At 68.8% G+C, this 22,228-nt stretch carries 25 protein-coding genes; 3 read left to right on the forward strand and 22 right to left on the reverse strand.

Annotated elements, in window-relative coordinates; translation table 11 throughout:
• The first annotated feature begins 180 nt into the window (after positions 1 to 180).
• Positions 181 to 528 (forward strand): DUF883 family protein, encoded by a 348-nt coding sequence (locus F0357_RS13445; protein ID WP_153482578.1) that lies wholly within the window; start codon positions 181 to 183, stop codon positions 526 to 528.
• A 767-nt stretch (positions 529 to 1,295) separates the two neighbouring features.
• Positions 1,296 to 1,757 (forward strand): hypothetical protein, encoded by a 462-nt coding sequence (locus F0357_RS13450; protein ID WP_153482580.1) that lies wholly within the window; start codon positions 1,296 to 1,298, stop codon positions 1,755 to 1,757.
• 42 nt (positions 1,758 to 1,799) lie between these two features.
• Here F0357_RS13450 and F0357_RS13455 read toward each other — a convergent pair whose 3' ends face one another.
• Positions 1,800 to 2,933 carry a nucleotide-binding protein gene (locus F0357_RS13455; protein WP_208948333.1) on the reverse strand — a complete coding sequence of 378 codons (1,134 nt, stop codon included), beginning with the start codon at positions 2,931 to 2,933 and terminating at the stop codon, positions 1,800 to 1,802.
• A 198-nt stretch (positions 2,934 to 3,131) separates the two neighbouring features.
• Here F0357_RS13455 and F0357_RS13460 point away from each other — a divergent pair, with 198 nt between their 5' ends.
• On the forward strand, positions 3,132 to 3,425 hold the full coding sequence (locus F0357_RS13460; protein ID WP_153482583.1) for a hypothetical protein: 294 nt from the start codon (positions 3,132 to 3,134) through the stop codon (positions 3,423 to 3,425).
• Positions 3,426 to 3,539: 114 nt separating this feature from the next.
• Here F0357_RS13460 and F0357_RS13465 read toward each other — a convergent pair whose 3' ends face one another.
• From F0357_RS13465 to F0357_RS13565, 21 genes are all read right to left on the reverse strand, one after another.
• Complete coding sequence (locus tag F0357_RS13465) at positions 3,540 to 3,701, reverse strand: hypothetical protein (RefSeq protein WP_153482585.1); 162 nt, start codon at positions 3,699 to 3,701, stop codon at positions 3,540 to 3,542.
• A 290-nt stretch (positions 3,702 to 3,991) separates the two neighbouring features.
• On the reverse strand, positions 3,992 to 4,711 hold the full coding sequence (locus F0357_RS13470; RefSeq protein ID WP_153482587.1) for a DNA-methyltransferase: 720 nt from the start codon (positions 4,709 to 4,711) through the stop codon (positions 3,992 to 3,994).
• On the reverse strand, positions 4,708 to 4,878 hold the full coding sequence (locus F0357_RS25500) for a Com family DNA-binding transcriptional regulator (RefSeq protein WP_153482589.1): 171 nt from the start codon (positions 4,876 to 4,878) through the stop codon (positions 4,708 to 4,710). The genes F0357_RS13470 and F0357_RS25500 overlap by 4 nt, the downstream gene beginning before the upstream one ends.
• A 153-nt stretch (positions 4,879 to 5,031) precedes the next feature.
• Positions 5,032 to 5,775, reverse strand: a complete 744-nt coding sequence (locus tag F0357_RS13480; RefSeq protein ID WP_153482591.1) for a DUF4376 domain-containing protein — start codon at positions 5,773 to 5,775, stop codon at positions 5,032 to 5,034.
• A gap of 5 nt (positions 5,776 to 5,780) precedes the next feature.
• Positions 5,781 to 7,691, reverse strand: a complete 1,911-nt coding sequence (locus tag F0357_RS13485) for a phage head spike fiber domain-containing protein (protein WP_153482595.1) — start codon at positions 7,689 to 7,691, stop codon at positions 5,781 to 5,783.
• 52 nt (positions 7,692 to 7,743) lie between these two features.
• Positions 7,744 to 8,139, reverse strand: a complete 396-nt coding sequence (locus F0357_RS13490) for a hypothetical protein (protein WP_153482599.1) — start codon at positions 8,137 to 8,139, stop codon at positions 7,744 to 7,746.
• On the reverse strand, positions 8,136 to 8,606 hold the full coding sequence (locus tag F0357_RS13495; RefSeq protein WP_153482603.1) for a hypothetical protein: 471 nt from the start codon (positions 8,604 to 8,606) through the stop codon (positions 8,136 to 8,138). The genes F0357_RS13490 and F0357_RS13495 overlap by 4 nt, the downstream gene beginning before the upstream one ends.
• Positions 8,603 to 12,190, reverse strand: coding sequence for a phage tail protein (locus tag F0357_RS13500; protein ID WP_153482608.1), 3,588 nt, complete (start codon positions 12,188 to 12,190; stop codon positions 8,603 to 8,605). The genes F0357_RS13495 and F0357_RS13500 overlap by 4 nt, the downstream gene beginning before the upstream one ends.
• Positions 12,187 to 12,636, reverse strand: a complete 450-nt coding sequence (locus F0357_RS13505) for a DUF6950 family protein (protein WP_153482611.1) — start codon at positions 12,634 to 12,636, stop codon at positions 12,187 to 12,189. Before F0357_RS13505 ends, F0357_RS13500 begins: the two co-directional genes overlap by 4 nt.
• Positions 12,633 to 13,178: a hypothetical protein gene (locus tag F0357_RS13510; RefSeq protein WP_153482615.1), complete on the reverse strand. Its 546-nt coding sequence runs from the start codon at positions 13,176 to 13,178 to the stop codon at positions 12,633 to 12,635. Before F0357_RS13510 ends, F0357_RS13505 begins: the two co-directional genes overlap by 4 nt.
• 64 nt (positions 13,179 to 13,242) lie before the next feature.
• A complete protein-coding gene (locus F0357_RS13515) occupies positions 13,243 to 13,890 on the reverse strand; it encodes a hypothetical protein (protein WP_153482619.1) in 648 nt (215 codons plus the stop codon).
• Positions 13,887 to 18,011, reverse strand: a complete 4,125-nt coding sequence (locus F0357_RS13520; protein ID WP_153482622.1) for a phage tail length tape measure family protein — start codon at positions 18,009 to 18,011, stop codon at positions 13,887 to 13,889. Before F0357_RS13520 ends, F0357_RS13515 begins: the two co-directional genes overlap by 4 nt.
• Positions 18,011 to 18,292 carry a DUF1799 domain-containing protein gene (locus tag F0357_RS13525; RefSeq protein ID WP_208948334.1) on the reverse strand — a complete coding sequence of 94 codons (282 nt, stop codon included), beginning with the start codon at positions 18,290 to 18,292 and terminating at the stop codon, positions 18,011 to 18,013. Before F0357_RS13525 ends, F0357_RS13520 begins: the two co-directional genes overlap by 1 nt.
• A 77-nt stretch (positions 18,293 to 18,369) precedes the next feature.
• Positions 18,370 to 18,735: a hypothetical protein gene (locus F0357_RS13530; protein ID WP_153482628.1), complete on the reverse strand. Its 366-nt coding sequence runs from the start codon at positions 18,733 to 18,735 to the stop codon at positions 18,370 to 18,372.
• A 48-nt stretch (positions 18,736 to 18,783) separates the two neighbouring features.
• The gene (locus F0357_RS13535; RefSeq protein WP_153482631.1) at positions 18,784 to 19,713 is read right to left on the reverse strand and encodes a phage tail tube protein; all 930 of its coding nucleotides are present in this window, start codon (positions 19,711 to 19,713) and stop codon (positions 18,784 to 18,786) included.
• 1 nt (position 19,714) lies between these two features.
• Positions 19,715 to 19,924 carry a hypothetical protein gene (locus F0357_RS13540; RefSeq protein WP_153482635.1) on the reverse strand — a complete coding sequence of 70 codons (210 nt, stop codon included), beginning with the start codon at positions 19,922 to 19,924 and terminating at the stop codon, positions 19,715 to 19,717.
• Positions 19,921 to 20,340: a phage tail terminator protein gene (locus tag F0357_RS13545; RefSeq protein WP_153482638.1), complete on the reverse strand. Its 420-nt coding sequence runs from the start codon at positions 20,338 to 20,340 to the stop codon at positions 19,921 to 19,923. The genes F0357_RS13540 and F0357_RS13545 overlap by 4 nt, the downstream gene beginning before the upstream one ends.
• The gene (locus tag F0357_RS13550) at positions 20,337 to 20,756 is read right to left on the reverse strand and encodes a gp436 family protein (protein ID WP_153482642.1); all 420 of its coding nucleotides are present in this window, start codon (positions 20,754 to 20,756) and stop codon (positions 20,337 to 20,339) included. Before F0357_RS13550 ends, F0357_RS13545 begins: the two co-directional genes overlap by 4 nt.
• Before the next feature lie 3 nt (positions 20,757 to 20,759).
• On the reverse strand, positions 20,760 to 20,987 hold the full coding sequence (locus tag F0357_RS13555) for an Acb2/Tad1 domain-containing protein (protein WP_153482646.1): 228 nt from the start codon (positions 20,985 to 20,987) through the stop codon (positions 20,760 to 20,762).
• Positions 20,988 to 21,017: 30 nt separating this feature from the next.
• A complete protein-coding gene (locus F0357_RS13560; RefSeq protein ID WP_153482648.1) occupies positions 21,018 to 21,287 on the reverse strand; it encodes a hypothetical protein in 270 nt (89 codons plus the stop codon).
• 9 nt (positions 21,288 to 21,296) lie between these two features.
• Positions 21,297 to 22,226, reverse strand: coding sequence for a capsid protein (locus tag F0357_RS13565; protein WP_153482651.1), 930 nt, complete (start codon positions 22,224 to 22,226; stop codon positions 21,297 to 21,299).
• Positions 22,227 to 22,228 lie beyond the last annotated feature (2 nt).

Below are 22,228 nucleotides of genomic sequence, written 5' to 3' on the forward strand. Positions count from 1 at the left end.
GCAGGCGGACCTTTTCGGCCGGACGGCGCGGCGCGCCTCGGGTGTGCGGCCGGCATCGGCCGATGCCGGCGGGATTCTTTTGCACCGCGTCGCTCCCGCCCTAGCGAAACCAAACGGCTGTTGCCACGTTCCCTTGCGGACGAAGGTTCCGTCGGAACCCGCAAACGAGGAGACCGCATCATGGCCGAGAACCGCATCGCCGAGGATGCCGCCGACGTCGCCGCCGACCTCGCGGCGCTGAAATCCGACATCGCCCGCCTGACGGCGACCGTCGCCGCGCTCGTCGAGCAGGAGACGACCGCCGCCGCCGACCATGTCCGCTCCCGCGTGCGCTCCGCCACCGAGGCGGCCGAGGCGAAGGCGGAGCAGCTCAAGGAGAGCGGCAAGGCCGCTTTCGGCGAAGCCCAGGCCCGCGCGGCGGGCGCCGTCGGCGACGTTTCGACGGCGATCGAGCGCAACCCGATCGCGGCCGTCGCCATCGCCGCCGGCCTCGGCCTCCTCGTCGGCCTCTTCACCCGCCGCGATTGAGGGGACAGGGGCAAGGCAGGGGCCTTGCCGGCGAGGTAACGAGTCGTCGCCGCGTCCTTCTCCCCTCGGGGAGAAGGTGGCCCGGTAGGGCCGGATGAGGGGGGGCCTTTACGCTCCCTCCCGTTCCGCGAAGCTCCTGAAGAGGAGGGCCGAAGCCCCCCTCATCCGCCCCTTCGGGGCACCTTCTCCCCCGAGGGGAGAAGGAGGGCGGCGGCGATGGGGCTAAGGGGCTGATAGAGCCATGGTTGGTGGAGGGATGGGGCTTGTGCGCCCAGCTTGAGCGCCGCTTCGCCCCAGCTCCGCTTCGGCGTCAGCTTCGCCTCGCCGCTCTTCGCCCCGGCTTCGAGACTCCGGCCTTTCAGCCTTTCAGGGTGGCCCTCTCCCTCTCCGCCGTGATCCCCGTTCTTGTGGCGGGGACCCAGGAGCCCAGGCCACCGCGCCCGCCGCAGCGGCTTGGCTAGCCCGGAAAGGGATGGGACTCCCTCGACAGCCATAAGCCGCAGGGCGTCCCGCGCCCAAACCCGGCGAGACGTTGTGGACACCCGGGGGCGAAATCCTGGAACAATGTCCGCAACGAACGTCTTCTCGAACGGCGGGACGCGCGTCCTGCCGATCGACCGCAGCGGAGGGCCGCCCACGCTCCGCCGCCGAGACCGAAGCCGGCGAGCGCCGGCAGACGCAGCCAGACGGGCGCCGCGCGACCGGCGCCGTGACGCCACAGACTTTCGCAAGGCCCGGCCTCCGCGAGGCCCAAAGAGGACGCAGCGATGATGAAGCTCTTGATGGAGATCGCCGGGGCGCAGCTCATCGCCGATGCCGGGCGTCGGGCGAAGCGTGGGCTCCTTCAGGTCGCCTGGATGATCGCGGCCGGGCTTCTCGCCCTGATCGGGCTGGTCTTCCTGCTCGTCGCGGTGGCGATCTGGCTGATGCCGGTGTTCGGCCCGGCTGGCGCCATCGCCTTGGTCGGCGGCGCCACCATCATCATCGGCCTTCTGATCGTGCTGATCGTCAGCGTCGCCGCCCAGACCCCGCGACGCCGCCCGCTGCCCGCCGCCGGCGCCTCGGTCGGCGACGCCGCGGCCGGCCTCGCCGCCGGCTTCGGCCTCGGCCGCCGCACCCGCCCGACCACCTCCGACGCCCCGCCCTCCGAGACCGGCGGCGTTCCCCCCGCCGTCACCGCCGCCGTCGTCGCCTTGGTGGCCGGCCTGATCGTCGGACGGAGGATTTGAGGGCACCTGAGGACGCGTACGAGCAGGTCGCGCGGGCGTGCTCTATAACTGATGAACGATTGCTGCTAGTCGAGTGTTGTAGCCTTCGAGTTGGTTAGGTGTACCACCCGTCCTGTTGAGATGGTACCTGTGTGTCGAGCCGGGTTCCGGGTAGTTGCTTCCGAGTTTCAGTGCTTGTAAGTTGATGCCATTGTAGTCGCAGATCAGGCCAAGTCGTCTCATATCCCACATGTGCTCGAAGATCGAAAAAGCCGGTGCTCCGAATGTCGCCGCTTCGGCGACTGCTCTGTCTTTCATTGACGTCATTGATTGACGATGTAGCCGCTGTGCCTCTGTGTAGCTGTGGCTGCCGCTGAGCCGATACGGTGTCGTCATGTTGGATACAAGCATATATGGTTGCGCCATAGTGATGGCTGGCACAGTTAGGGAATTGCCTCGATTATCGAACCACGGGGAAGGATGTGCTGTAAACTCATCGTCGATAAACTTCCCGAGGCCGGAAGAGGGCTCAAACATAAACTCGATACTGCGCAGGACGGCAAATTGACTTGCCTGCGAGTTGGGTGAGTAAGCTGAAATCCAATAATCCGCCCCCACCAGCCCCATGTGAGTTGTAATTACGTTGAAATACGGATCAGTATCAATGAAAATGATGTCGCTACCCTTCTTATCCAGAGAATCCACTGCCGATTTAATGAAGGATCTTGTAAGTAGATAGCTTGAATACTCGGGCCCAGTGGGCGCGCGTCCAGATCGTCTTGGCGGCTGAGGCAGCTGTTCAATAAGTTGTATTGTCCGCTCCAGGTCAAAATCTCCGCACAATAGGCCAAGATTTTGCGGGAGAGGCTCGGCCTCGGCGTTGCGAACACTGTTGGGCACGATAGTGTAATTATTTGCATCGGGCCAGCCGATGCCTGACGGCACGTCATTGAGGCAATCCAAAAGATAGGATTGGACCGTCTTTCGCGGCAACGTGGTCATGAGCGAGATAATAAGGTCCTCGCCGCCATGGTGCCCGCCACCCAGTATCATGCGCGAGACGTCGCACTGTGGGCTGAGATCAATAACCCAGACTTGCTTATCAGGATTCCTGACTGCAGCCTCGCAGGCAAGTTGAAAAGTCAACGTCGATTTTCCAATGCCGCCCTTATTTGCCCAGACGACGTAGCTAGTCATGGATAAGCCTCGCAGTAGCCGCAGGCGCGTTGCGCTCAACGGCGAATCGATCTGAGCTTGCATCTTAACAGTCAGGCAACCCTACGCGCACGCCCCCTATCCTTATCGCCCGCGACGTCGTGCTCCTCCCTCGGGGTGACGTGTCACCCGCCGAACAGTGTCGTCACAGGCAACGCGACCCAGCCCCCTGGACGGCCTTTGGCAGCGGGCAGAATGGCGCCGACGCTCACCAACACCGATTACGTCCTCGCCGTCCCGTGCCGCCGCTACGAGGGCGAGTACCTCTATGTGGTCGAGAACACGAACGGGATGCGCCGGCTGGTGCGAGCCGAACCGGTCTGGGGCTCGGCCGACAAGCTGCGGCTCTGGCGGGACAACGCGCACTATCCCGATCAGGTGGTGCGGCGCGCCGTATTCGACCGGTTCGTGATCGGGCGGGTCATCGCAGACATCAAGACCCGCGACCCGGCCGCGATGGCAGCCCTCGTGTAGCGCGCAAACTCGTTTGGCGTAGTGCGCAACGCATTTTGGCGGCGTTTGCCGCCCCAGCTTCGGCACCCCCTCGAACGACTTTCGAAGCCGCTTCCACACCCTGACACGAGACCCTCAGAGGCGGGGCTTGATCTCGCCGACCTCCTCCTGCGTTAATGAGAACATAACAGGAACGATCATCGGGGCGCAGCCATGCTCATGCTGGAGCGAATTCAGGGCGAGAGAGCCTATCAGGTGATGGCCGAGCGCGTTCACGTGGGCATCATCCGATATCATGAGGAATCTCCACCGGACACACCGCGATGGAGCTGGAGCGCCGGCGGGTTCGGGGGCTGGTACGGCTCCGGCGCGAGGCAGGGTCGGGTCGAGACAATCGACGAGGCGATGCGGGCGTTCAGAGCCGTTTGGGAGCGATGGGTGCGAGACGCCGGTCTGATCGAACGGGCGTACCCGTTAGACTGGCCACCACAAAAAAGGGACCTTGATCCGACCGAAACCGCTGTCATCGAGTAGCCCTTCGATTGTCAAAGAACGCTCGCCGCGTGCGCGGCGAGCCGGGCCGAGCCCTATGCGTCAGGGCCGGCCGTGAGCCGGTCCACAGCGATCCTGTAGATCTCCGGCACCACCTCGATCCCGAGATAGGCGAGGCCCCGTCGGGCGCATGCGAGCCCCACGGGCGCCGAGCCCATGAACGGATCCAGCACCGGGCCGTCCACGACCGCGAGCAACCCCTCCATCACCTCGATCGGCTTGCCCGCGATGTGCCGTTTGAACCGGGGAACGCCGGCCCGCAGCACGCCGGGCGCAACCGGCCCGGCGAGCGGACGCGGGCCATTGGTGCCCCACACCACATATTCCGCCTGCTGCCGGTAGCGCCCGAGCTGCGGGCGGCACCTCTCCGTCTTGTCCCAGACCGCGATTCCGCGCCAGATCCAGCCCGCCGCCTGCAGCGCGTCCGTCGTCACGGGAAGCTGACGCCAGTCCGAGAACACAGCCGCGATCCCGCCCGGTCTCACCGCGGCGCGCGCTCGGGAAAGCCAGAGGGTGGACCAGGCGTAGAAACTCCGCTGGTCCATCGTATCGCCCGCAAACTCGGGATAGAGCCCGCGATCTGACGAGGTCTGATATTTGCGGCTGGGCACCGCAATCCGCTCGCCGGCCGTCGTACCGCCCGAGCAATAGGGCGGGTCGGCGATAAGCGCGTCGAACACGCCGCGCTCGAGCGTTGTCAATATCTCCAGTGCATCGCCCAGGTGTAGGGTGGCCGAACCGATCCGGTCGATCATGCTCTGTCGTCATCGTGGCGCTCCTCGCGCTCTCGTGCGGGCTCGATCGGCCTCAGGTGGTTCAGGGCGCCGCAGCGCCTGCATTTGATCTCGAGCGACGCGGCGATCGCACCCGCCGCCGCTCGAAACATCAGCGCGCGGCACCGGCCGCACCTGAAATCGTCCATTGTCTACGGCTCTCGAATCTGAGCCCCTGATCCGGCTGCGCGCAGCAGCGGCGGGGCGACGTTGAGCCGTCAGGTCGTCGTGCGGGTATCGGTTGGCGCCTCGCCCGCAGATCCGGGCGGCTTGCCGTCCGGACCCCCGTCGTCTCCCCGGCATCAGACCGCTGGCGGCCATCCCTCGGTGATGTCGATCGCGTCGAGCGCCACGACGTCGGCCGCGGCCGCGACCTCATCCTTCAGCGCCCATGACCGAGCGAGCACGGCCTGCCCCCACGCGACCATGGCGAGCAGCACCCGGTGCCCCTCGCCAAAGGTCACGGTCACGGTGACGTTCGCGGCGTCGCGAAACGCAGCGCCCTCCTCGTCGCCATGGCCGGCCGCGACCATGGCGGCGTAACCGCTTGCCGCCGTGAGCCAATTCGTCCTGTCTTCGAGGCCGCGCGTCTGGAGCGTGTGCCCTGTCAACGGCCCGTCCGGCACGGTCCACCCGCCTGTCAGGATCGCGTCCCGCCGCGCCTCGACCGCGAGCCGCAGAGCCGCGCGGCGAGCTGCGAGGCCATCGGAGACGGTGATCGCCGCGTCCGCCGATCCGGACCACATCGGCTCGACGCGCGCTCCGGCGATCGAGGGCTCGGTGCAGTCCGTCGCAATCATGGTCGCCGGATCGATCGCGGCAATCGGCGTCTCGCCGGCGATCGAGCCGGATGCGAGGAGCCAGGCGCCAGCAATGTTCACCGCCGGCGTGACGATCGCCCGCTCGCCGGTTTCCGGATCCGGCTCGCCCCACACGGCGCGCGCGGTGACGAGGTCGACCTCAAGGGCCGCGCCGCGTGCGCCGTCTTCGAGACCGTCGAGTGCGGCGGCGCGCTCGGCGACCGTCGTGAATCGATAGAGGTGCATGAGCGTCACCACGTGAGAGCCGAAAGGGCCTGGAGTTGGGCATCAGATAGGGCCTGACGCGTGACGATCACACGCCGAGCATAAGCAGCCGCCAATGGAGCTACGATGAGCGCAGCCGGCGCGCTGCTCGCCGACGGCGCTGTTGCGATGCCGGTCGGCGCCCGACCGTTGATGGCCCACCGCAGGCCGGAAGAACTCCACGTCGCCGCCATGCGTACCACTGTGCCGGTCGCAATCGTGACCTCTTCGGATCGCCCCATCTCGCCGGAGGCGCCTAGAGCGATCTGCTGTGCGTAGACCAGTCCGGACTGCCCGCGGATGCGGGCGAGATACCCCGGATTGTTCCACGACCCGCCGCGCTGAACGCCCACGTCGAGCTGAGTGCTCGACGTCCCGGACGGCGCAAAAGGCATGCTGACCTCGACAAAAAATGCTCCGGTACGCGCCGAAAAGAGCGACGGCTCGAGTAGGGGCACCGAGAGGAGGTCCGCAGCTCGAGCGGCGGACGTGCCCGCAGTGAGAATGTCCGAGGTTGGCGACGCACGGGGCTCCAGTCCCGCGCCCCAAATCGCGATCGAATACCCGCTGCGGTCAAAGATCGGGACGATGGTGAGAGTGCCATCCGCAAGCGTCTTTGCGGCAACCCACACTCTCTTCCAAATGCCTTTGGTGAGCGTGAACGCCGCAGGGGTGAAGGCGGACGTCGTGGCGCCGCCCGCATCACGGAGATAAAGCGCCATGCTGTTTGTGGTGAGAGTGTCGCCGCCTGCCACGAGCTGGAGCCATGCCGGCATCGTGTAGGTGGTGCCGTTGGTGCCCGCGATGCCTCCCTGCGATACGAATGCGTTCGCGGAGGCATTCATGACGAGCACCTTGGCCGTGCTGCCATCTGGCGCCGTCACGGTCGTTCCCGAGATGGTAGCGTTCGCGCCGACCCCCCAGGGCGTCACTGATATGTCGGTCGACCGAAGCGCCAAGTTGGTGCTGCCCGGCTCGATCAAGAGCCCCAATTTGTCACCGCTGTACTGATCGTACTCGATCCGCGGGACATTGTTCGCGGCCGTCAGCATGGTTCCGTTCGGCCCGAAATAAGTCCCGCTCGACGCCCGGGTGAACGCACCGCCCATCCCCGTGGCCCACGCTGCCAGATCACCGCTCGGAACACCGAGATCGCGCGCCCAATAGACGCCAGCCATAGGCGAAATGACGAGGTCCGGCTCGACACCGACGGCGCCGCCGACAGCGGTAGCCGCCACGATGCGGCGGATCTCCGATGCGAGTTGCACGACGGCGTTGGAGTTGTTCGACGTCGTCACCGTCGCCGTGAACGCGGCCACCTTCGCGTCAACGCTGGCTTTGCTCGCCGCGGCCGCGTTGGCGCTCGCGGCCGCCGCCGCAACGGCCGCGTCGAGCGCGGGGGACGTCCCGAGCGCCAGATTGGCGGAGAGCGACACCGTCCCGTCAGACAGCGAGAACGACATGACGTCGCTATAGGTCGCCCCATTGTTCGTGGTCCGCTGGATCCGCAGGCGGTCGGTCCCGTACATGCCGATGCGCCACTCCTCACCGTCCCCGGTGCCGAGTGTGATTCCGGCGAGCGCGTCGGCTGTTTGCCGTCGGAGGACGATCTCCCGGCTATTCCCGGCTGTACGGAGCAACTTGCCAATCGAATCGATGTAGCCGACCAGCGTGGCGGCAAGAAAGCTCGCCGCGTCCGCGTCGGACGAGAAGAGCGGCTTGATCCGGATTGGTGCCGCCGTGCTCGTCGGGCCGGCATATGGCCGGTCGAGCGTCAGTGTCGTGCTCGTCGCACCGGCCACGGCGTCGGCGATGATCTCGTAGGTCTGCCCCCCGGGTACGGCGCGATCACCTCGAAGCCGCCCCGGATCAGCAACGCCAATGTCGTCCCCGCCCACGAGAGCGTGGCCGACCCGTTATTCGCGACGACGTTCTCGGGCGCGATCCATCTCATGTGAGGCTCCAATCGATTGTGGCGGCGGCCTCGAGGGCGGCCGGATGGCGCGCGGCGCGGATGGCGTGGATCGCCGCCCGCCGCCGGCGCTCGATCTCGGCGCTGGCGGCGGCGCGGCGCGCCGCCTCGCGCTCGGCGGCGGCGAGGACGGCCCGGGCGACGTCGGCGAGCGTTCCGCCGGCGACGAGGTCCGCGGCGAGGTGGGGATAGGTATCCGCCGTCGGCGCCGGATCGGCGAGCGCCGCGGCGGCCTCGGTGGCCTTGCGCTCGTAGATCGGATCGATCGCCGACGCACATTCGCGCGCAAGCGCGGCGCCGGCCTCCGCATTGATCCGGTCCTCGGCGGCGGCGGCGAGCGGCGCCAGGTCGACGGTCGCGACGTACCGGGTCACGGCGCGGCCTCCTCGGGCTCCGGCTCGGCGGGCGACGGAGGCGGAGGCGGCGGCTCGTGCGCGACGATCGTCACGTCGAGATCCTGGTACGGCCAGCACACGATCTCGACGCGATATGTGGCCGGCATCGTCGAGACGATTTCGAGCGTCCCGTCGTCCACCGCGACCGCCGCGCCGTCGACCGTGACGACGGCGCCGGCCGGGATGCCGGCGATGGTCGCGGCGTCCTCGCCGTCGGCGCGGATATCGGTGCGGTCCGGCCCGCGCAGCACCGGCCGCGCGACGAGCGACCCGCCGGCGACGTCGACCATCACCGGTGCGTCTTGGTACATCGCGGGTGTCACGACAAAACCCTCGTCCGGCTCCGCATTCAGCGAGACGCCCCAGGGCGGCAGGGTGACCCAGCGCGTGATCTCTCCGATGCGCGCGCCTGTGGTCCGGTAATAACAGCCGGTGGTCGGGATCATCGTTTGAGCCTCAAGCAGAACAACGAGATGCTTCCGTTGTAATAACCTGTGCCGGGACGCAGTCTCGCAGATATCGTGAATGTCGTTCCGTATCGACCCAGCGGAAATACGTTGCTCGTTTGCGCGCCACCTGGACCAAAATAGCTATCGAATAGGTAGCCATCCACGTAGATATCGACGCTTCGTCCGTCGACAGGGATGGAGCCGAACGAGCCGATCAGTTGCCATCCGATTAAGCACGGAAACCCCTCCGGGTTTGCGACGACGAGATTGAGCAATGTCGGCGTAGACGGGGTGACGTATACAGAATTATTCGCTGTGCTCGTCTCGATGACCGCCGAATTGTTGATGTTCGACGTCCCGACGACGAGATCTCCGATCTGGGCCGACGAGGCGATCAACTGCCCCGTCGTGATCATGTTCGCTTCGATCGTCGGGATATACGCTTTCGCCAGCTTGCCGCTCGAGTCGAACAGCGCCGCCACGGTACCGGCCGACGACATGATGATCGTGCGCGCCGCCTCGAGCACGATCCGACCGCCGTTGTCCGTGTCGACCAGCAGGCCGGCCTGCTGCAGCGCCCCGCCGAGCTGCGCAAGCGCTCGGGCGAGCAGGCGAATGCGGCTCTGCGCACCCGTCGGGCCGGCGATGACGTCGAATTGCAGCCGCCCGGTCGCCGTCGCCTGATTGGCCGTCGCCTGCGCATTGGTGATCAGCGTCGCCTGCGCACCGTCCGCGCTCACCCGCGCGTTGCGCTCGTCCGTGATCGCCGTTTCAGCCGAGCCGAGCCGGCTCTCGGCCGTCGTGAGCCGCGTCGCGACCGACTCGTTCGTGCCAGCCTGCGCGACCGCGAGATCCGTGAGCGACGCGCTCGTTCCGGTCGACCCGACCTGCGCCTCGATCGTCGTCACGCGCTGGGCGATCGCCGTGTCGGCCGCCGCGAGGACGGTCTGTACGTCCACGATCGAGGCGTCGGTCTGGTCGAGATGCACCGACAGGCTCTCGACGATCTCGGCGATCGCCGCGGCTTCCGCCCGCAGCGTGTCCGAAAGCCGGCTGCGCGCCGCGCGCTCGCCCGATTCCTGCACCGCCGTCGCCAGCAGCGACAGCGCGTCGCCGATCGCCGGCAGCCGCGTCGCATAGTCCCGCGCCCGCGCCTCGATCAGCGCCGTGAGCGAGGCCTCGGAACCGACCCGCGCGAGCTGCTCCCGGGTCGCCGCGGCATTGGTATCGCCGAGCGAGGCGGTGAGCCCGTCGAGCTGGTCGGCGAGCGCGCCGGTCTCGGTCGTCAGCGACTGCTGCGTCCGCAGGATGCCGGCGATCGACGTGCCGACCGAGGACTGCACATTCTCGATCTGAGAGGCGAGCGCCGCGTCGCCGGCGGCGAGCGCGGTCTGCACCTGCGCAATGCTCGAGGTCGAGCCGCCCTTGACCGCCTCGAGCCGCTGCTCGAGCGCGGCCGCGACGGCGCCGGTCGCGGCGTCGATCTCGGTGCGCAGGCTGTCGACCCGCCGGACACCCTCCTCGCGGGCGGCGGCGGCGGCCCGCTCGGCCGAGATCTGGTCGAGCACGCGGCCGAGCTGCGCCTCGACGATCGCCGCCGCATTCGCCTGCGCCGCCGCGACCTGGTTGCGCGCGTCGGCGACGGTCGCGTCGCCGAGCTGATCGACGGTGACGAGATAGGCCCGCACGTCCGCGCCGAGATCCTGGAGATCGACGTCGCCGACGTCCGGTGCGATGACGTCCCGCCACAGCGACCAGGCGCCGTCGCCGATGCCGGAGCCCGCGAGCCGCATCTGCACTTGATAGGCCGTGTTGCGCGTCAACCCGCCGACGAGGATCACCGACGCCGCGACGCCGGCGCCGGTGATATCCGCCTGCTGGCGCATGACGACGCTGGGATCGCTGGCGCGCCGGATCTGGAAATAGGCGATCTCCGCGTCGTCCGGATTGACCCACGTCGCGAGGATCGCCGGCGCTGTCCGCCCATTGTCGCCGTGCCACGGGAAGGGAGCGACCGCGAAATCGACCGCGTCTCGAACGATCGCCGAAACGGGGATGAAAACGGCGTCCGACCGCGGCCGGATCATGCCGGCGGTCGGCGGATAATAATGGTTGGGGTCGACCTCCTGGATTGTCAGGGTGCTGTCGTAGTTCTGCTCTTCGTTCGACCCCTCGACCGAGAACAGCTTATAATCGAATCCTCTTTCCTCGCTGTACCACGCGATGACATGGCCGGCCCGGAGCCAGATCCACCGCGCCGCGAGGGACAGCGCAAGGCGACGCTGCCGGCGCGACTCGAGCGCGGCCTGACTCTGCAGCCGCTGCACCTGGTCGAGCTCGTCCACAAGCGTCGTGTCGAGTGGCTTGGAGCGACGGCCGCCGTCCTGCGCGATGAGGGTGGTGTTCTCGTAGAGGGGGGCGTCGCCTTTTTCGCCCGTCTCCCAGTTGAGATAAGTCGCGGCGACGGTGTTGACCCGCTCGTCGTCTTCGGCGAGCAGGTCGGTGGTCAGCTCGCGGCTGGCGAGCACGTCGGCGTCGGTGATGATCGCGACGGGCGTCGAAAGCATCGACGGCAGGATCGCGACGAACCGCCCACCGAGGTCTGCGAGGCGGCCGCCTGCGGTCGCGACGAGGGCCTCCATCGCGTCATAGGGCGGCGTATCGACGGTGATCTCGCCGCCCGCCGTGTATTGCGGGATCTGGCGGCCGTCGCCCGTGGTGATGATCCGGTCGCACTCGTTGGCCGCCGCGTAGAAATTGTCGAGCGGCCAAATGTCGGTGTCGGAATCCTCCAGACCATAATGGTGCAGCAGCGCGCCCGAGGACGCCGCGACCTTGATCCCGCGCGCGACGTTGTAGGCTTGCACGATCGGATTGCGGCTAATCCGATAGGTGCCGAGCGAACCCCAGCGCATCGGCCCGTTTCCGCTGACGGTCGAATCGAACCGCGGGTCGTAGCAGGCCGCTCCCTGGATGCCCCACTTGAACGTGGGGATCTTGTTCATCCGCGTCTTCTGGTACATCGCCCAGGGGCGGACATAGGCCGTCGAGCGCCCGATCGCCGTCGTCGGCCACGCGTTGTGGCCGCTTTGCTGCGCGCCGTCGACCAGCACCGGATCAGCCGCGTTCTGCCAGCCGCTGTAGAAGCGGTACGATAGAAGATCACCGCTCATCAGCGAGACGTCGCCGTTTCCGGTCGTCCCGCGATAGGTGATGATCTCGCCGTTGACCCAGACGCGCTCGATGACCTCTATCGGATGGTCCGCAAGGCGGATCGCCATCCCGAGCAGGACATTTTCGTGGTAGTTTTCGTTGCGGCCGTAATGCCCCCACGTGGCCGCGAAATCGAGCTGTCCGCCCACAACCGCCCGGCCGAGCACGAGCGTCTGCGGCCGATCCGGATCGAGCGAGAGCGTGGTCTCGATACCCCCGCCGCCGTTCGAAACCTTGGCCTTCGAAAACAGGCTCGAACTCGCCGCCGACAGCCCGGCGACGACGGCGGCGTCGATCACGCCGCCGACGAAGGTGCCGGCGCCGATCGCGCCGCCGATGACGGGGATGAGGCCGAGCAAAAAGCTCATGCGGCCTCGCTCGCGCTCGAAGCCGCAGCCGCCGGCACGCCGACGCGGAAGGCCCTCATCGCCGCCGTGAGGTCGAGCCGGCCGAGCCCGTCGGGGCCGCGTGCGATGATCCACGCCCCGAACGACACGCCGAGCACGATCACGCCGTCGTCCCGCCGGATCGCCGTCCAGTCGCCGGCGTGCGCCATCGCGACCGGGATCTCGTCATAGATCGAGGCCGCGAGCCCGGCGACGTCGCCCCAGCCGCGTTTGACGAGGATGCGCTGCGCGCCGCGCTCGGTGGTGTACGTGCCGCGGATGTCCGCGATCGGGTCGACACCGGTCAGCGCCAGCGCGCAATCCGCCGCCCAGGTCACGCAATCGGCGACGCCCCATGCGAACGGCGTTCGAAACTCGCGCAGGAAGCATTCGCCGAGGATCTTGCCGACATGCACGAAGCCCGTCATTTGACGCTCCGTGACGTGCCGAACGCAATGTCGATGCCTTTGAGGGCGCCGGTATATTGGGAATAGGTGTCGTTCGGGTCGCGTCGGCGCATGGCGGCGTCCGAGCGTCGCGCGGTCGACGCCATCGTGAGCTGATGCCCAGCGCCCTTCGCGGTGATGGTGATAGCGCCTTTTCCGCCCGCTTCCGGCTCGTCGATGCGGGCCGCCGTGATGCGGCCACGGAACCGGGTCACGAGCCCGTCGATGAGCTGGTTGGGATCGGTCTCGACGTCGAACACGCCGATGAGATATTCGAGGCGCGCGTTGGTCATGTCCTGACCGCGTGCCATGAGCGACACGGCGCTCGAGATCTGCGACAAGGTGATCGTGAGGGTCGGGATCGACCCGTTCATCGTCGTAGTGCGACCGGAGACGCTGAACAGCGTTCCGCTCCCATAATAGGTCCGCCCCGAGATCGAGACGTTGTCGACGTCGTCCCAGAACCCGATGGGGTCAGGGGTGCCGTCGAACTTTCGCGTCTCCGACCAGATGAACCGACGCATCTTCCATCCCGGGCGTGAAAGAGCGGCGATCTGAGCAGCGGTGAAATCCCACATGGGATGAACCTCACAAGGTGCTCTGCAGCGCCGAGAAGCCGATCCGAACGCGGCGGTTCGGTGCGGCGTCTTCCGTGCGGCTGTCTTTCTGGACGACGAAGCGCGCGGTCGGGACCGCGAAATAGACGGCGGCGCCGACGGTCCAGCCCGGGCGGATATCGGGAAACAGGCGCAGCGTGATGGCGCCACCGCCCGCATTCGCGGCGCGTGAGACGCGGTGCAGCGCCCGCTTGGCGCCGCCATCGCCGTAGTCCCAGCAGACATAATCACCGGGCGCCATCTGCAGGCCGTTCGGTACGCCGCCGATCGTCGCGAAGCGCGAACCGGTGACGCTCTGCAAGGTACCGGTGCCGGACCATCCCAACGCGGCGAAGCCGCTCGGATGCCGATGGGGATAGGGCCGCAACGCGTCGTAGCCCCAGAACCGCGCACCGACGGTGCACAGTTCGTCGAGCCATCCCCGCACTACGCCATGCTCCCAGGGGTCCAGATAATCCGTCTGCCAGGTCCCGAGCCACAGCGCGGGACCGTAATCCGCGTCATAGGCGGCGCCGCCGCGCTCGATCGATGGCCCGTTCTGCGTCAAGAATTTGGGCTGCAGCAACATGCTCTCGAGGCGCAGCTCGACCGGGATCGTAAGAGGATCGGGGAAGCTCATGTCGAACGCCCTCGCGTCGCTTTCCGCGCACGTTGCGTCACCACCGGCGCGTCCCGCATCGAGCGCTCATAGGTCCGCCGATTGCCTTCATCGACGATTTGACGGACCTCCTCTTTGCTCACGCCGGCGTTCGCGCCGACGGTGATGGACGTGACCGGCGCATAGGTGCCCCAGCCGCCGCCGGCGACGCGGTCGTTCGCCGCCGCCTGAAAGGCCGGGTTGGCGCCGACGGCAAAGGCCCGCGTCGCCCCGACGGGCCCGCCCTCGGCAAACCCGGTCCGGCCGGCATTGAGCGCGTCGAGGAACGGCAGGTGGCGAGACGCCACCGCCGCCCGCACGACGAACTCGCCGTCCGAGAGATACGCGGGGATCGAGTCGGACGTGCCGGAGCCCGCGCCGGTCACGCGGCCGCCGCCGGCGAGCTGGGTCGACGGCTTGCGGTGTGGTAAGGCGAAATCTCCGCCGCCGGTCGAACCCGCCTTCGCCCCGAACAGGTTCCCGAGGCCACCGAGCACGATGCCGAGGATGCCGCCGCCGCTGTCGCTGCTGCTCTCGCCGGATCCGGAGAGGCTCGACAGGATGGATTGCAGGCCGGAGCCGAACGCCTGCACGAACTGGCTCACGCCCTGTTCGAGGCCGCCGATGAGCTGGCCGAACGCGTCCTGGGCCTCGCCCGTGGTGGCCGTCGCAGACGTTTGCAGCGTGTCGCCGGCGGCGCCGATGCCGCGGGCGGAATCGAGCAGCGACGAGGCGCTGCCGCTGAGCCCGCGGCCGAGCGTGCCGAGCCCGCTGGAGGCGTCCCGGGCCGAGCGCGCCAGCGCGTCGACCGCCTCGGCCGCCGAGCCGCCGCCCTGCGCCGAGCGCAGCCCGAGCGGCTCGACATGCCACGCCTCGTTGTCGAGCGGAAACGACAGCCCGTAGCGCCCCGCATTGTCGTGCGCCCACGATCGCGCGTCCGCCGACGAATAGGAGAGATCGGCCGCGAGCCCGCGATTGTGGTTCGAGGATCCCGGCGGGGCGACCCATTTGCGCGCCGCGGACTCGGACCCGTACTTCGCCACCGCGTCGGCCCAGAGCTGCGCCTGGCGCTCCGTCGACCGAAACCCACTGGTGATGCCGATTTTGAGCCCGCTCGACGACGCATCCGAGATCATCGCCTCGAGGCGACGGCCGAACTCCGGATTGAGCCCGCCCGTGGTCGCCGTCCACGCCGCCGCCTGGGCGCCGGCGGCTGTCGTGCCCGTCGCCGCCGCTCCGGTGACGCTCCGCGCCACCGCGCCGGGCAGGCCGGCGCCGTTGTCGTTCGCCGCCCGGCTGTTGTCGTTCGCCCCGCGGCCGCCGCCGAAGAGATCGGCCATCGTCCCGAGATTGGTTCCGAACAACGCGTTTTTGATCGGATTGAGGATCGCGAGCTTCGCGAACGTCTGGATGAGATCGGCGACGATCGAATTGATCGTCGTGCGCAGGGTCTCCCAGGAAAGCCCGTTCTGCGCGATCGACTGCGTCAGGTTGTCGAGCGCGCTCGCCCCGAAATCGTGCAGGGTCGAATAGGCGTCCTGCTGCCGCTCGAGCGACACGGTGAGGTCCGCCTCGAGCGCCGCATTGGCGCGGTACCGCGCCGCCTCCGACGACGAGAGGTCGATGCCTTGGCGGCGCAGCTCCTGCTCGGCCTTGAGCGCCGCGAGCGCGCGCTCGCGCGCCGCCGTGCTGGCGCCGACGAGGCTCGTCTCGGCGCGGAGCTGCGCCAGGCGCTCGTCCTGCGAGGCGAGCATGCCGAGCGCGCGGCCGCGCCGCTCCTCGGCCGCGAGCTGGCCGTAGGCCGTCCGCAGGCCGTCGATCACCCGCCCCAGCTCGGCCTTCGCGGCGCCTTCGGCCTTGGCGTAGGCGATGAGCAGCGGCCGCAGCTCCTGCTCGACCTTCATCTGCTGCTCGGCGTCGGCGCGGCTCGTCGCGTCGGACGCGATCGCCGCATTGAGCGCCCGCTGCGCCGCGATGTCGGCCTGGAGCGAGGACGCGCGGGTCTGGTATGTCGCGAGCCCCTCGGCGAGCGCGCGCTGCCGCGCCGTCTCGATCTGGACGGAGGCCTGCGCCGTGGTGATCTCCTGACCCGTCAGCTCGATCGCCGTGCGCCGCGCGGTGAGCTCCGCCTGGGTGAGCGGGTCCTGGGCGGTCGCGAGCGCCATGTCGATGCGCGCAAGCGCCTGCGCCTTCTGGCTCGCATCCATCCAGGTCTGCAGCGCGCGCGTCTTCGCGTCGAGCGCGGCCGTCGCATCGGCGCGCTCGTCGCCGAGGAGGCCGCCGGCGAGACCGGCTCGAAGGGCATTCGAATCCGTTTCGAGCTGGCGCCGGCGTTGCGCATCCGAGGCGGCCGATGAACCCTGCGCGATCCCGGCAGCCCGTGACGTCGCCGTGTCGCGGGCGGCGGCGAGACGCGGATCGGCGCGCCCGATGCTGTCGATGAGCTTGTCGCGCAGGCCGGGGTTCGGAATGATCGTCCCGAACGCCTGGTCGAACGGGTTCTGCGCCTTGACGCCGGCGCCGACACGGGCGCCGAGGGCGCCGGCGATCGAGGATGCCGTGTCAGGCCCGCCGGCCGCCATCTGTCGCGCGGCGAGGATCGGACCGAGCACGTCCATCGCCGCGCGCGCCTTCTCGACGGTGCCGTCGATGGCGCGGCCCGTCGCGTCCCAGGCGTCGGATGCGCCGCGGGCCACATCGTCCCAGAAACGCGCGAGCGTGCCGAGCGCCTCGGCGGCGCCGGCGATCCGGGTCTGCAGCGTGGCGAGCAGAACGGTCCGCGCTTCTTCGCCCCGGTTCTGCTCGACGAGCTTTTGGACGTAGCGCGCCGTCGCACCGTCGATCAGGTGGAGCTGGCGATAGAGGATGTCGGCGCCGGCGGCCGGATCGGAGAAGATCTTCGCGAGTTGGTCGCGGGCCTCGTCGGTGGTCGTGCCGAGCGTCGCGCCGAAGTCGCGAGCGATCGCGATGAGCCCCTGGAAATTCCGCGTGCCGATGGTGCCGGTCCGCAGGAACGCTGCCTCCATCGCCCGGGCCGAGACGACGGAGACCGATCCGGCCGCCGCGCCGGCGCGGGCCATCGCCTCGAGCTCGGCCGACGACGCACCGAGCGAGGCCCCGAGCCCGCGCGAGGCGATGTCCACCTCGCGCATCGAACCGACATAATCCGACCACGCCATGGCGCCGGCCACGACCGCCGCCGTCACGCCGCCGGCGGCCACCCGGGCGGGTGTGAGCACGGACACAAGGGCCTGGAACGTCCCTTTGATCCCGCCGAAGAGCGGGGCAATCTGCGAGCCCTGCTGGACGAGAACCGTCAGGGGGTTCTGGCCACTCGCCAGCGACACGACGACGTCGTTGAGCTGAAACGAGAGCTGCTGCGCCTGCCAGCCGGCGAGCTTGCCGGTCTTCGAAAACTCCTGGAGCCCCTTGCCGGCGGCGCGGGCCGCGACGACGTGCTCGGCGAACGCCGCTTTGGTCCGCCCGATCGCGGCGGTGGCCTGCGCCGACGACAGCACGCCGTCCTTCTCGGCCTGACGGATCTCGGCGAGCTGCGCGCGGTAGTCGCGGGAGGCGGCATGGAGCGGCACATAACGGCCGCGCAGGGTCTCGGCGGCGGCCGCCTGCTGGGCGGTGGCGGCGGCGACGGCCCGGGCGCGGGCCTCCTCGTCGGCCGTCGCGGCGGCGAGCGCGCGCTGCCGCGCCTCTTCCTCGGCCGTGAGCTTGGCCGTCGCGGCGGCGGCCGCGGCACGCTCCCGCGCGATCCGCTCCTGCGCCGCCCGTGCGCGGTCGGTGGCGGCCGTCGTGGCCGTCGTGGCCGTCGCGACCTTCTGCTCGGCGGTCGCGCTCTGCTCGGCCGACGTGCGCACGGCGGCGTGCGCGGCGGCCTGCGCCGCGGCAGCTTTCGCCGCAGCCTCGGCCGCTCGGGTCGCCGCCTGGGTGGCCGCCGCGAACTGCCCGAGCGCGGCGCCGAGCGCGGCGGCCTGCGCAGAGGCCGCCTTGGCCTCGGCCGTCAGCGTGTCGACCGCGTGCGTGGTCGACGTCAGCCCTGCATTCGCCTGGGCCACGTCGGCCGTGACACGCATCGCCAGCTCGAGGGCCATCACACACCTCCGTTGAGGACGCCGAGCGCGCCCTGCTCGAGCGCCTGCAGATCCTCGAAATTCACGCCCTCAGCCCCGAGCCGCCGCATCGCGACGTCGACCGCCGCATAATCGAGGCCGATCCAGGTGACGCCGGAGTACCCGGCGATGGACCGCCATTGCGTTCCGAGACGCGTGAACAGCCTCACCGCGGGCCAGAGCTCGACCATCACCTCGACCGTCTCCGGATCCGCGTCCGGAACCTCGATAGCGACACCGAGGCGCGCGAACTCAGCGCGCATCTCCTCGTCAGGCGGGGTGGGCTTGGACGGGTCGGTGCGACCGGTAACCGCGCGTGCCCAGGCCGCGCCGACCTCGATCAGTTTCCCCTGGGGCCGCCTTCGAGCGCCTCGGTCAGGCCGCGATAGGCCGCAGTGCGGAACCAGCTCCATTCGAGGGCGCGCGCGAAGGTGTCGCGCTCGAACGGAACCGGCTCCTTCTGCGCGTCCACGACCTCGCTCCAGTCGTGCACCACGCGATAGAGCAGCTCGTGCTCGCGCTTCTCGCGTTCGTCGGGATCGAGGGCGGCAAGCTCGGCGGCGAGGCCCTGCGCCTCCGAGCGCGGAAGGGCCTCGAACCGCAGCTTGAAGGATTGCTTGTTGAATTTGCCGGGCCGCGCTTCGTCCGGCACGTCGGCCGAACACGGCCACCAGAACAGATAGCGATCGACGAGCGTGAACATCATGACCTCGCGGGCGACGTGAGAGAGGGCGCGGCGGCGGCCGCGCGGGCGTCAACGGAAGGTGAGCGTGAGCTCGTCGTTGCCGGACGCGGGCCGCAGCATCAGCGGCAGCGTGTTGTTGATGATGGCGTCGGTCTGGCCGTAGGTCGGCCGGCCGATCTGGACCGCCGGCGCGGCGATATCGACGATGTTGCCGGCGACCATTCCGTGGGTGATCGCGAGCGCGCCCGTCGTCCCCGCCCGGGCGAGCGAAAACCAGTCCTTCGTCCCGATCGCGACCGCCTCGATCACCATCGAGCCCGTCGCCGAGCGGTCGGTGATCTCGATGCCCTCGTAGTTCACGAGGCTCCGCACGGTGACGGTGTTGCCCACGTCGATCGAGAGCGATTCCGCGATCGCCGAGTGGCCGTGGAGGGTCCACACCGGCGTGTTGGCCTTGGAGACCGGCACCGCGGGGAGCCAGGAGGTGAGCGTCACGGACGGGAGCGCAACGTCCGCGATCGGCCCGAGCAGGCCCTTGAAGTTGAACTGCAACCTGGGGATCTGCTTCGGCGCGAGATTGAGCGTGCAGGTGCCGCGGGCCCCGAGCAGCACATGATTGACGCCGTCGAGATTCGCGTAGATCGAAACCGCCTGGAACCCGCTGGAAATCGGATTGTACGCGACGCTCGCGCCCGCGGTGATGACCTCCGCGAAGGCGCATGCCTTCAGCAGCGGCGCGAGCGCAGGCGGCGTGCCGAGCGTGCCCGAGCCCGAAAGCTCGACCGAGAACTGCAGCTCGTTGTAATTGCCGACGAGGAGCGCTCCCTGATTGCCGAGATACGGGACCATGTAGTCCCGCTGGATCTCGTCGCCGGCGAGCGGCGTCAGGGTGACGTCGAGCGCCTGGATCGCGTTCGCGGCGCCCGTCGGCACGGCGTCCGTGCCGACAGTCGTCTCGACCTTGGCGAGGATCGCCATCTTCTTCCAGCGACGCGCCATGTCACTTTCCTTTCCTGGCCGACGTGGTCACGTCTTCGGTCGGTTCGGCCGCGGGTGTGGGTTCGGCCGGCGCGGGCTCGGCCGGCGAGTCACTGGCGATCGGCGCTGCGATCGGCGCCGGCGCCGGCGTCTCGCCGTCCTCGGCGAGCGGCGTGAGGCCACCGGTCTTCGGGTCGTAGAGCCAGCGTCCGCCGCTGGTGGCGATCGTCATGTCCGGATCTCCCGCGTGGTGCGCCAGGTTTGCACGTACCAGAGGACGCCGTTGCCGGCGGTCGAGGTGGAGGAGCCGGCGAACTCGCAAGGTTCGGCCGCTTCGTCGTGAGACCAGCCGGCGAGCGCCTTCTCGATCGCGTCGCGATAGGTGTCGACGAGCGAGACGCGCTCGCCGCCCCGGGCGTCGCCGGCGCGGCGCAGCACGACGGCGACGGCGAACTCGACCTCGACCCGTTGGGCGAAACCCGTCGACAGCCGGTTCCGGGACCCGGTCTCCTCGACCGGGATCACGAAGGCCGCGCCGTGCGGCGGCGCCGTGCCGGCAGCGAGCGACGCGAGCTTCTCCGCGCCGTCGACCGACGTGAGCGTCGGCATCGCCTCCGCCTCGAGGCGCGCGATGACGGCGCCGATCACAGCCAGCCCACCAGGCGCTCGCGCGTGAACGCCGGCGGATCACTCTCGGCGCGCACAGCGCCGGCGGTCGCGTCCGCCTTGATGCCGGCGACGTCCGGTAGGGCGAGCCGCCCGGCCGCCGCATCCCGCAGCGCCTGCAGCGCGCCCTGGTAATCGCGGACCACATGATCCGGCGCGCCGTCGCGGTGCAGCACGTACCGCGCGATCGAGACGGACCACGCGGTGACGATCGCCGGCACCGGCGCGAGCGGCAGCGCGTAGCGCACGCCGACATAGGAATCGATCGTCTGCGCCGCGAAGGCGATCGCCGCGGCGACGACGGCCGGATCGGCCACGCCGTCGCGGTCGCGGTCGGCGATAGCGAGGATCTCGTCCTCGCCGGCCCGGTCGACGATATCGGCGAGCGTGGCGTACATCGATCACTCCGTGCGCGGTTGCGGCGCGATCGGCCGGGCCGCCTGCTGGCCCCAGAACACGGCCTCCTGCAGCCGTCGCTTGGCGAGCGTCGCCTCGGCCTTGCCCGGCAGAGCGTCGAGCAGCTCCCACAGCGCCTGCGCGGCGTAGTGGACGCCGAAGACCTCGAAGGCCGGGCTATCGCCCGCCGCCGGCGGGCCGGCCCTGACCGCTTCGTCGAAGGGCGTCGTCATTTCCACGACCGCTTCATTTCGAGGACCGCTTCATTTCGCGGACCGCTTCGCCGGGGTCGAGGGCGATCCGGAGGCCGGTCCCGCATCGGCCTCCGGATCTGTGCCGTCCCCTCCGAGATCGGGGGCGGCCTCAGCGGTGACGTCCTGATCGGACAGCGGAACCGCCTGCATATTCGAGGGCGCCGCCGCGATGTGCGACGCCAGCTCGCCCAGCTCGACCAGGGCGGGCGGCACGACGGAACCGGCCGCATAGCGGACGCCGTCGTGGAGCACGTGTCGGATCCAGTGATAGACGCTCATGGACTGACCTCAGATGATCGACTGGAACAGGAACCCGAGGTCGGGGGCGGCCACGATCTCCCGGACGCTTTCGCCGACGCGGACCCGCACCGAGCCACGCAGGCCCACCTTCGGCTCGTCGAGCGTGCCGGAGACTTTGGTGCCGAACTCGGCGGTCCACCCGAACGTCGGAGACCCGTCGATCGAGCGGGCCAGCGGATTGAGGGACAGCAGGGCGGCGCTATTGCCCCAGAGGCGCGTGCGCTGGACGGGCTGACCGGGACGGGCCGCATTGTAGAAGGCCGAGCCGACGACGATCGCGTCGAGCTCGAACAGATCCGCGACCGCCTGGAGGGTCGCCACGCCCTCCTGCGTCCCCGACGGTCGGATCGAGGCGATGACCTGCGGATTGCGCCGCAACTTGGACCAGCCGGCGCGCCCGATCACCATGACGTTCGGGTCGGCGACCATGCTGTCCTTCGCGTCGATGACGTTGTCGACCGGGTGCGAGCTGTCGCTGCTCCACTGAGAGGAGCCCGACAAAGTCAGCACGTTCGACGTCGGGTAGGTGGACGGGTCGAACGTCATCGCCGCAACCCGCTGCTCGCGCACGAGCATCAGAGTATCGGCGAGGCGCTCGGCGGCGAAGGCGCGGGGGTCCTGACCCTCCGGCGCGTTGGCGATGTCGTCGTTGGGAACGATGTCGTCGAATCCGAAATCCACGACCGAACCCGTGCGCTCTTCGGTTTCGAACTCGAGCACGTTCGGTTCGCTTTTGCGGCCCACCCGTCCGTCCGGAATCGTGATCTGCTGACCGAACGGAAAGTAGTTCCACTTGAATTCGCGTTTCGACAACGCCGGGCCGACGCGAGGAAAAACGCGATCGGCAATAAAGGCCGCGTTTTTATAGGCGATCACGATACCGGTCAGAACCGGATTAACGGGAAACGGGAAGGACATGC

Source organism: Segnochrobactrum spirostomi (genome assembly GCF_009600605.1).
Classification (GTDB): domain Bacteria; phylum Pseudomonadota; class Alphaproteobacteria; order Rhizobiales; family Segnochrobactraceae; genus Segnochrobactrum; species Segnochrobactrum spirostomi.

Excerpts from the sequence above, each read along its gene's own strand:
- F0357_RS13445 (WP_153482578.1), top strand. The coding sequence starts at position 181 with ATGGCCGAGAACCGCATCGCCGAGGATGCCGCCGACGTCGCCGCCGAC.
- F0357_RS13450 (WP_153482580.1), top strand. The coding sequence starts at position 1,296 with ATGATGAAGCTCTTGATGGAGATCGCCGGGGCGCAGCTCATCGCCGAT.
- F0357_RS13455 (WP_208948333.1), bottom strand. The coding sequence starts at position 2,933 with ATGACTAGCTACGTCGTCTGGGCAAATAAGGGCGGCATTGGAAAATCG.
- F0357_RS13465 (WP_153482585.1), bottom strand. The coding sequence starts at position 3,701 with ATGATATCGGATGATGCCCACGTGAACGCGCTCGGCCATCACCTGATA.
- F0357_RS13470 (WP_153482587.1), bottom strand. The coding sequence starts at position 4,711 with ATGATCGACCGGATCGGTTCGGCCACCCTACACCTGGGCGATGCACTG.
- F0357_RS25500 (WP_153482589.1), bottom strand. The coding sequence starts at position 4,878 with ATGGACGATTTCAGGTGCGGCCGGTGCCGCGCGCTGATGTTTCGAGCG.
- F0357_RS13480 (WP_153482591.1), bottom strand. The coding sequence starts at position 5,775 with ATGCACCTCTATCGATTCACGACGGTCGCCGAGCGCGCCGCCGCACTC.
- F0357_RS13495 (WP_153482603.1), bottom strand. The coding sequence starts at position 8,606 with ATGATCCCGACCACCGGCTGTTATTACCGGACCACAGGCGCGCGCATC.
- F0357_RS13500 (WP_153482608.1), bottom strand. The coding sequence starts at position 12,190 with ATGAGCTTTTTGCTCGGCCTCATCCCCGTCATCGGCGGCGCGATCGGC.
- F0357_RS13505 (WP_153482611.1), bottom strand. The coding sequence starts at position 12,636 with ATGACGGGCTTCGTGCATGTCGGCAAGATCCTCGGCGAATGCTTCCTG.
- F0357_RS13510 (WP_153482615.1), bottom strand. The coding sequence starts at position 13,178 with ATGCGTCGGTTCATCTGGTCGGAGACGCGAAAGTTCGACGGCACCCCT.
- F0357_RS13515 (WP_153482619.1), bottom strand. The coding sequence starts at position 13,890 with ATGAGCTTCCCCGATCCTCTTACGATCCCGGTCGAGCTGCGCCTCGAG.
- F0357_RS13520 (WP_153482622.1), bottom strand. The coding sequence starts at position 18,011 with ATGGCCCTCGAGCTGGCGATGCGTGTCACGGCCGACGTGGCCCAGGCG.
- F0357_RS13525 (WP_208948334.1), bottom strand. The coding sequence starts at position 18,292 with ATGCGCGCTGAGTTCGCGCGCCTCGGTGTCGCTATCGAGGTTCCGGAC.
- F0357_RS13530 (WP_153482628.1), bottom strand. The coding sequence starts at position 18,735 with ATGATGTTCACGCTCGTCGATCGCTATCTGTTCTGGTGGCCGTGTTCG.
- F0357_RS13535 (WP_153482631.1), bottom strand. The coding sequence starts at position 19,713 with ATGGCGCGTCGCTGGAAGAAGATGGCGATCCTCGCCAAGGTCGAGACG.
- F0357_RS13540 (WP_153482635.1), bottom strand. The coding sequence starts at position 19,924 with ATGACGATCGCCACCAGCGGCGGACGCTGGCTCTACGACCCGAAGACC.
- F0357_RS13550 (WP_153482642.1), bottom strand. The coding sequence starts at position 20,756 with ATGTACGCCACGCTCGCCGATATCGTCGACCGGGCCGGCGAGGACGAG.
- F0357_RS13555 (WP_153482646.1), bottom strand. The coding sequence starts at position 20,987 with ATGACGACGCCCTTCGACGAAGCGGTCAGGGCCGGCCCGCCGGCGGCG.
- F0357_RS13560 (WP_153482648.1), bottom strand. The coding sequence starts at position 21,287 with ATGAGCGTCTATCACTGGATCCGACACGTGCTCCACGACGGCGTCCGC.
- F0357_RS13565 (WP_153482651.1), bottom strand. The coding sequence starts at position 22,226 with ATGTCCTTCCCGTTTCCCGTTAATCCGGTTCTGACCGGTATCGTGATC.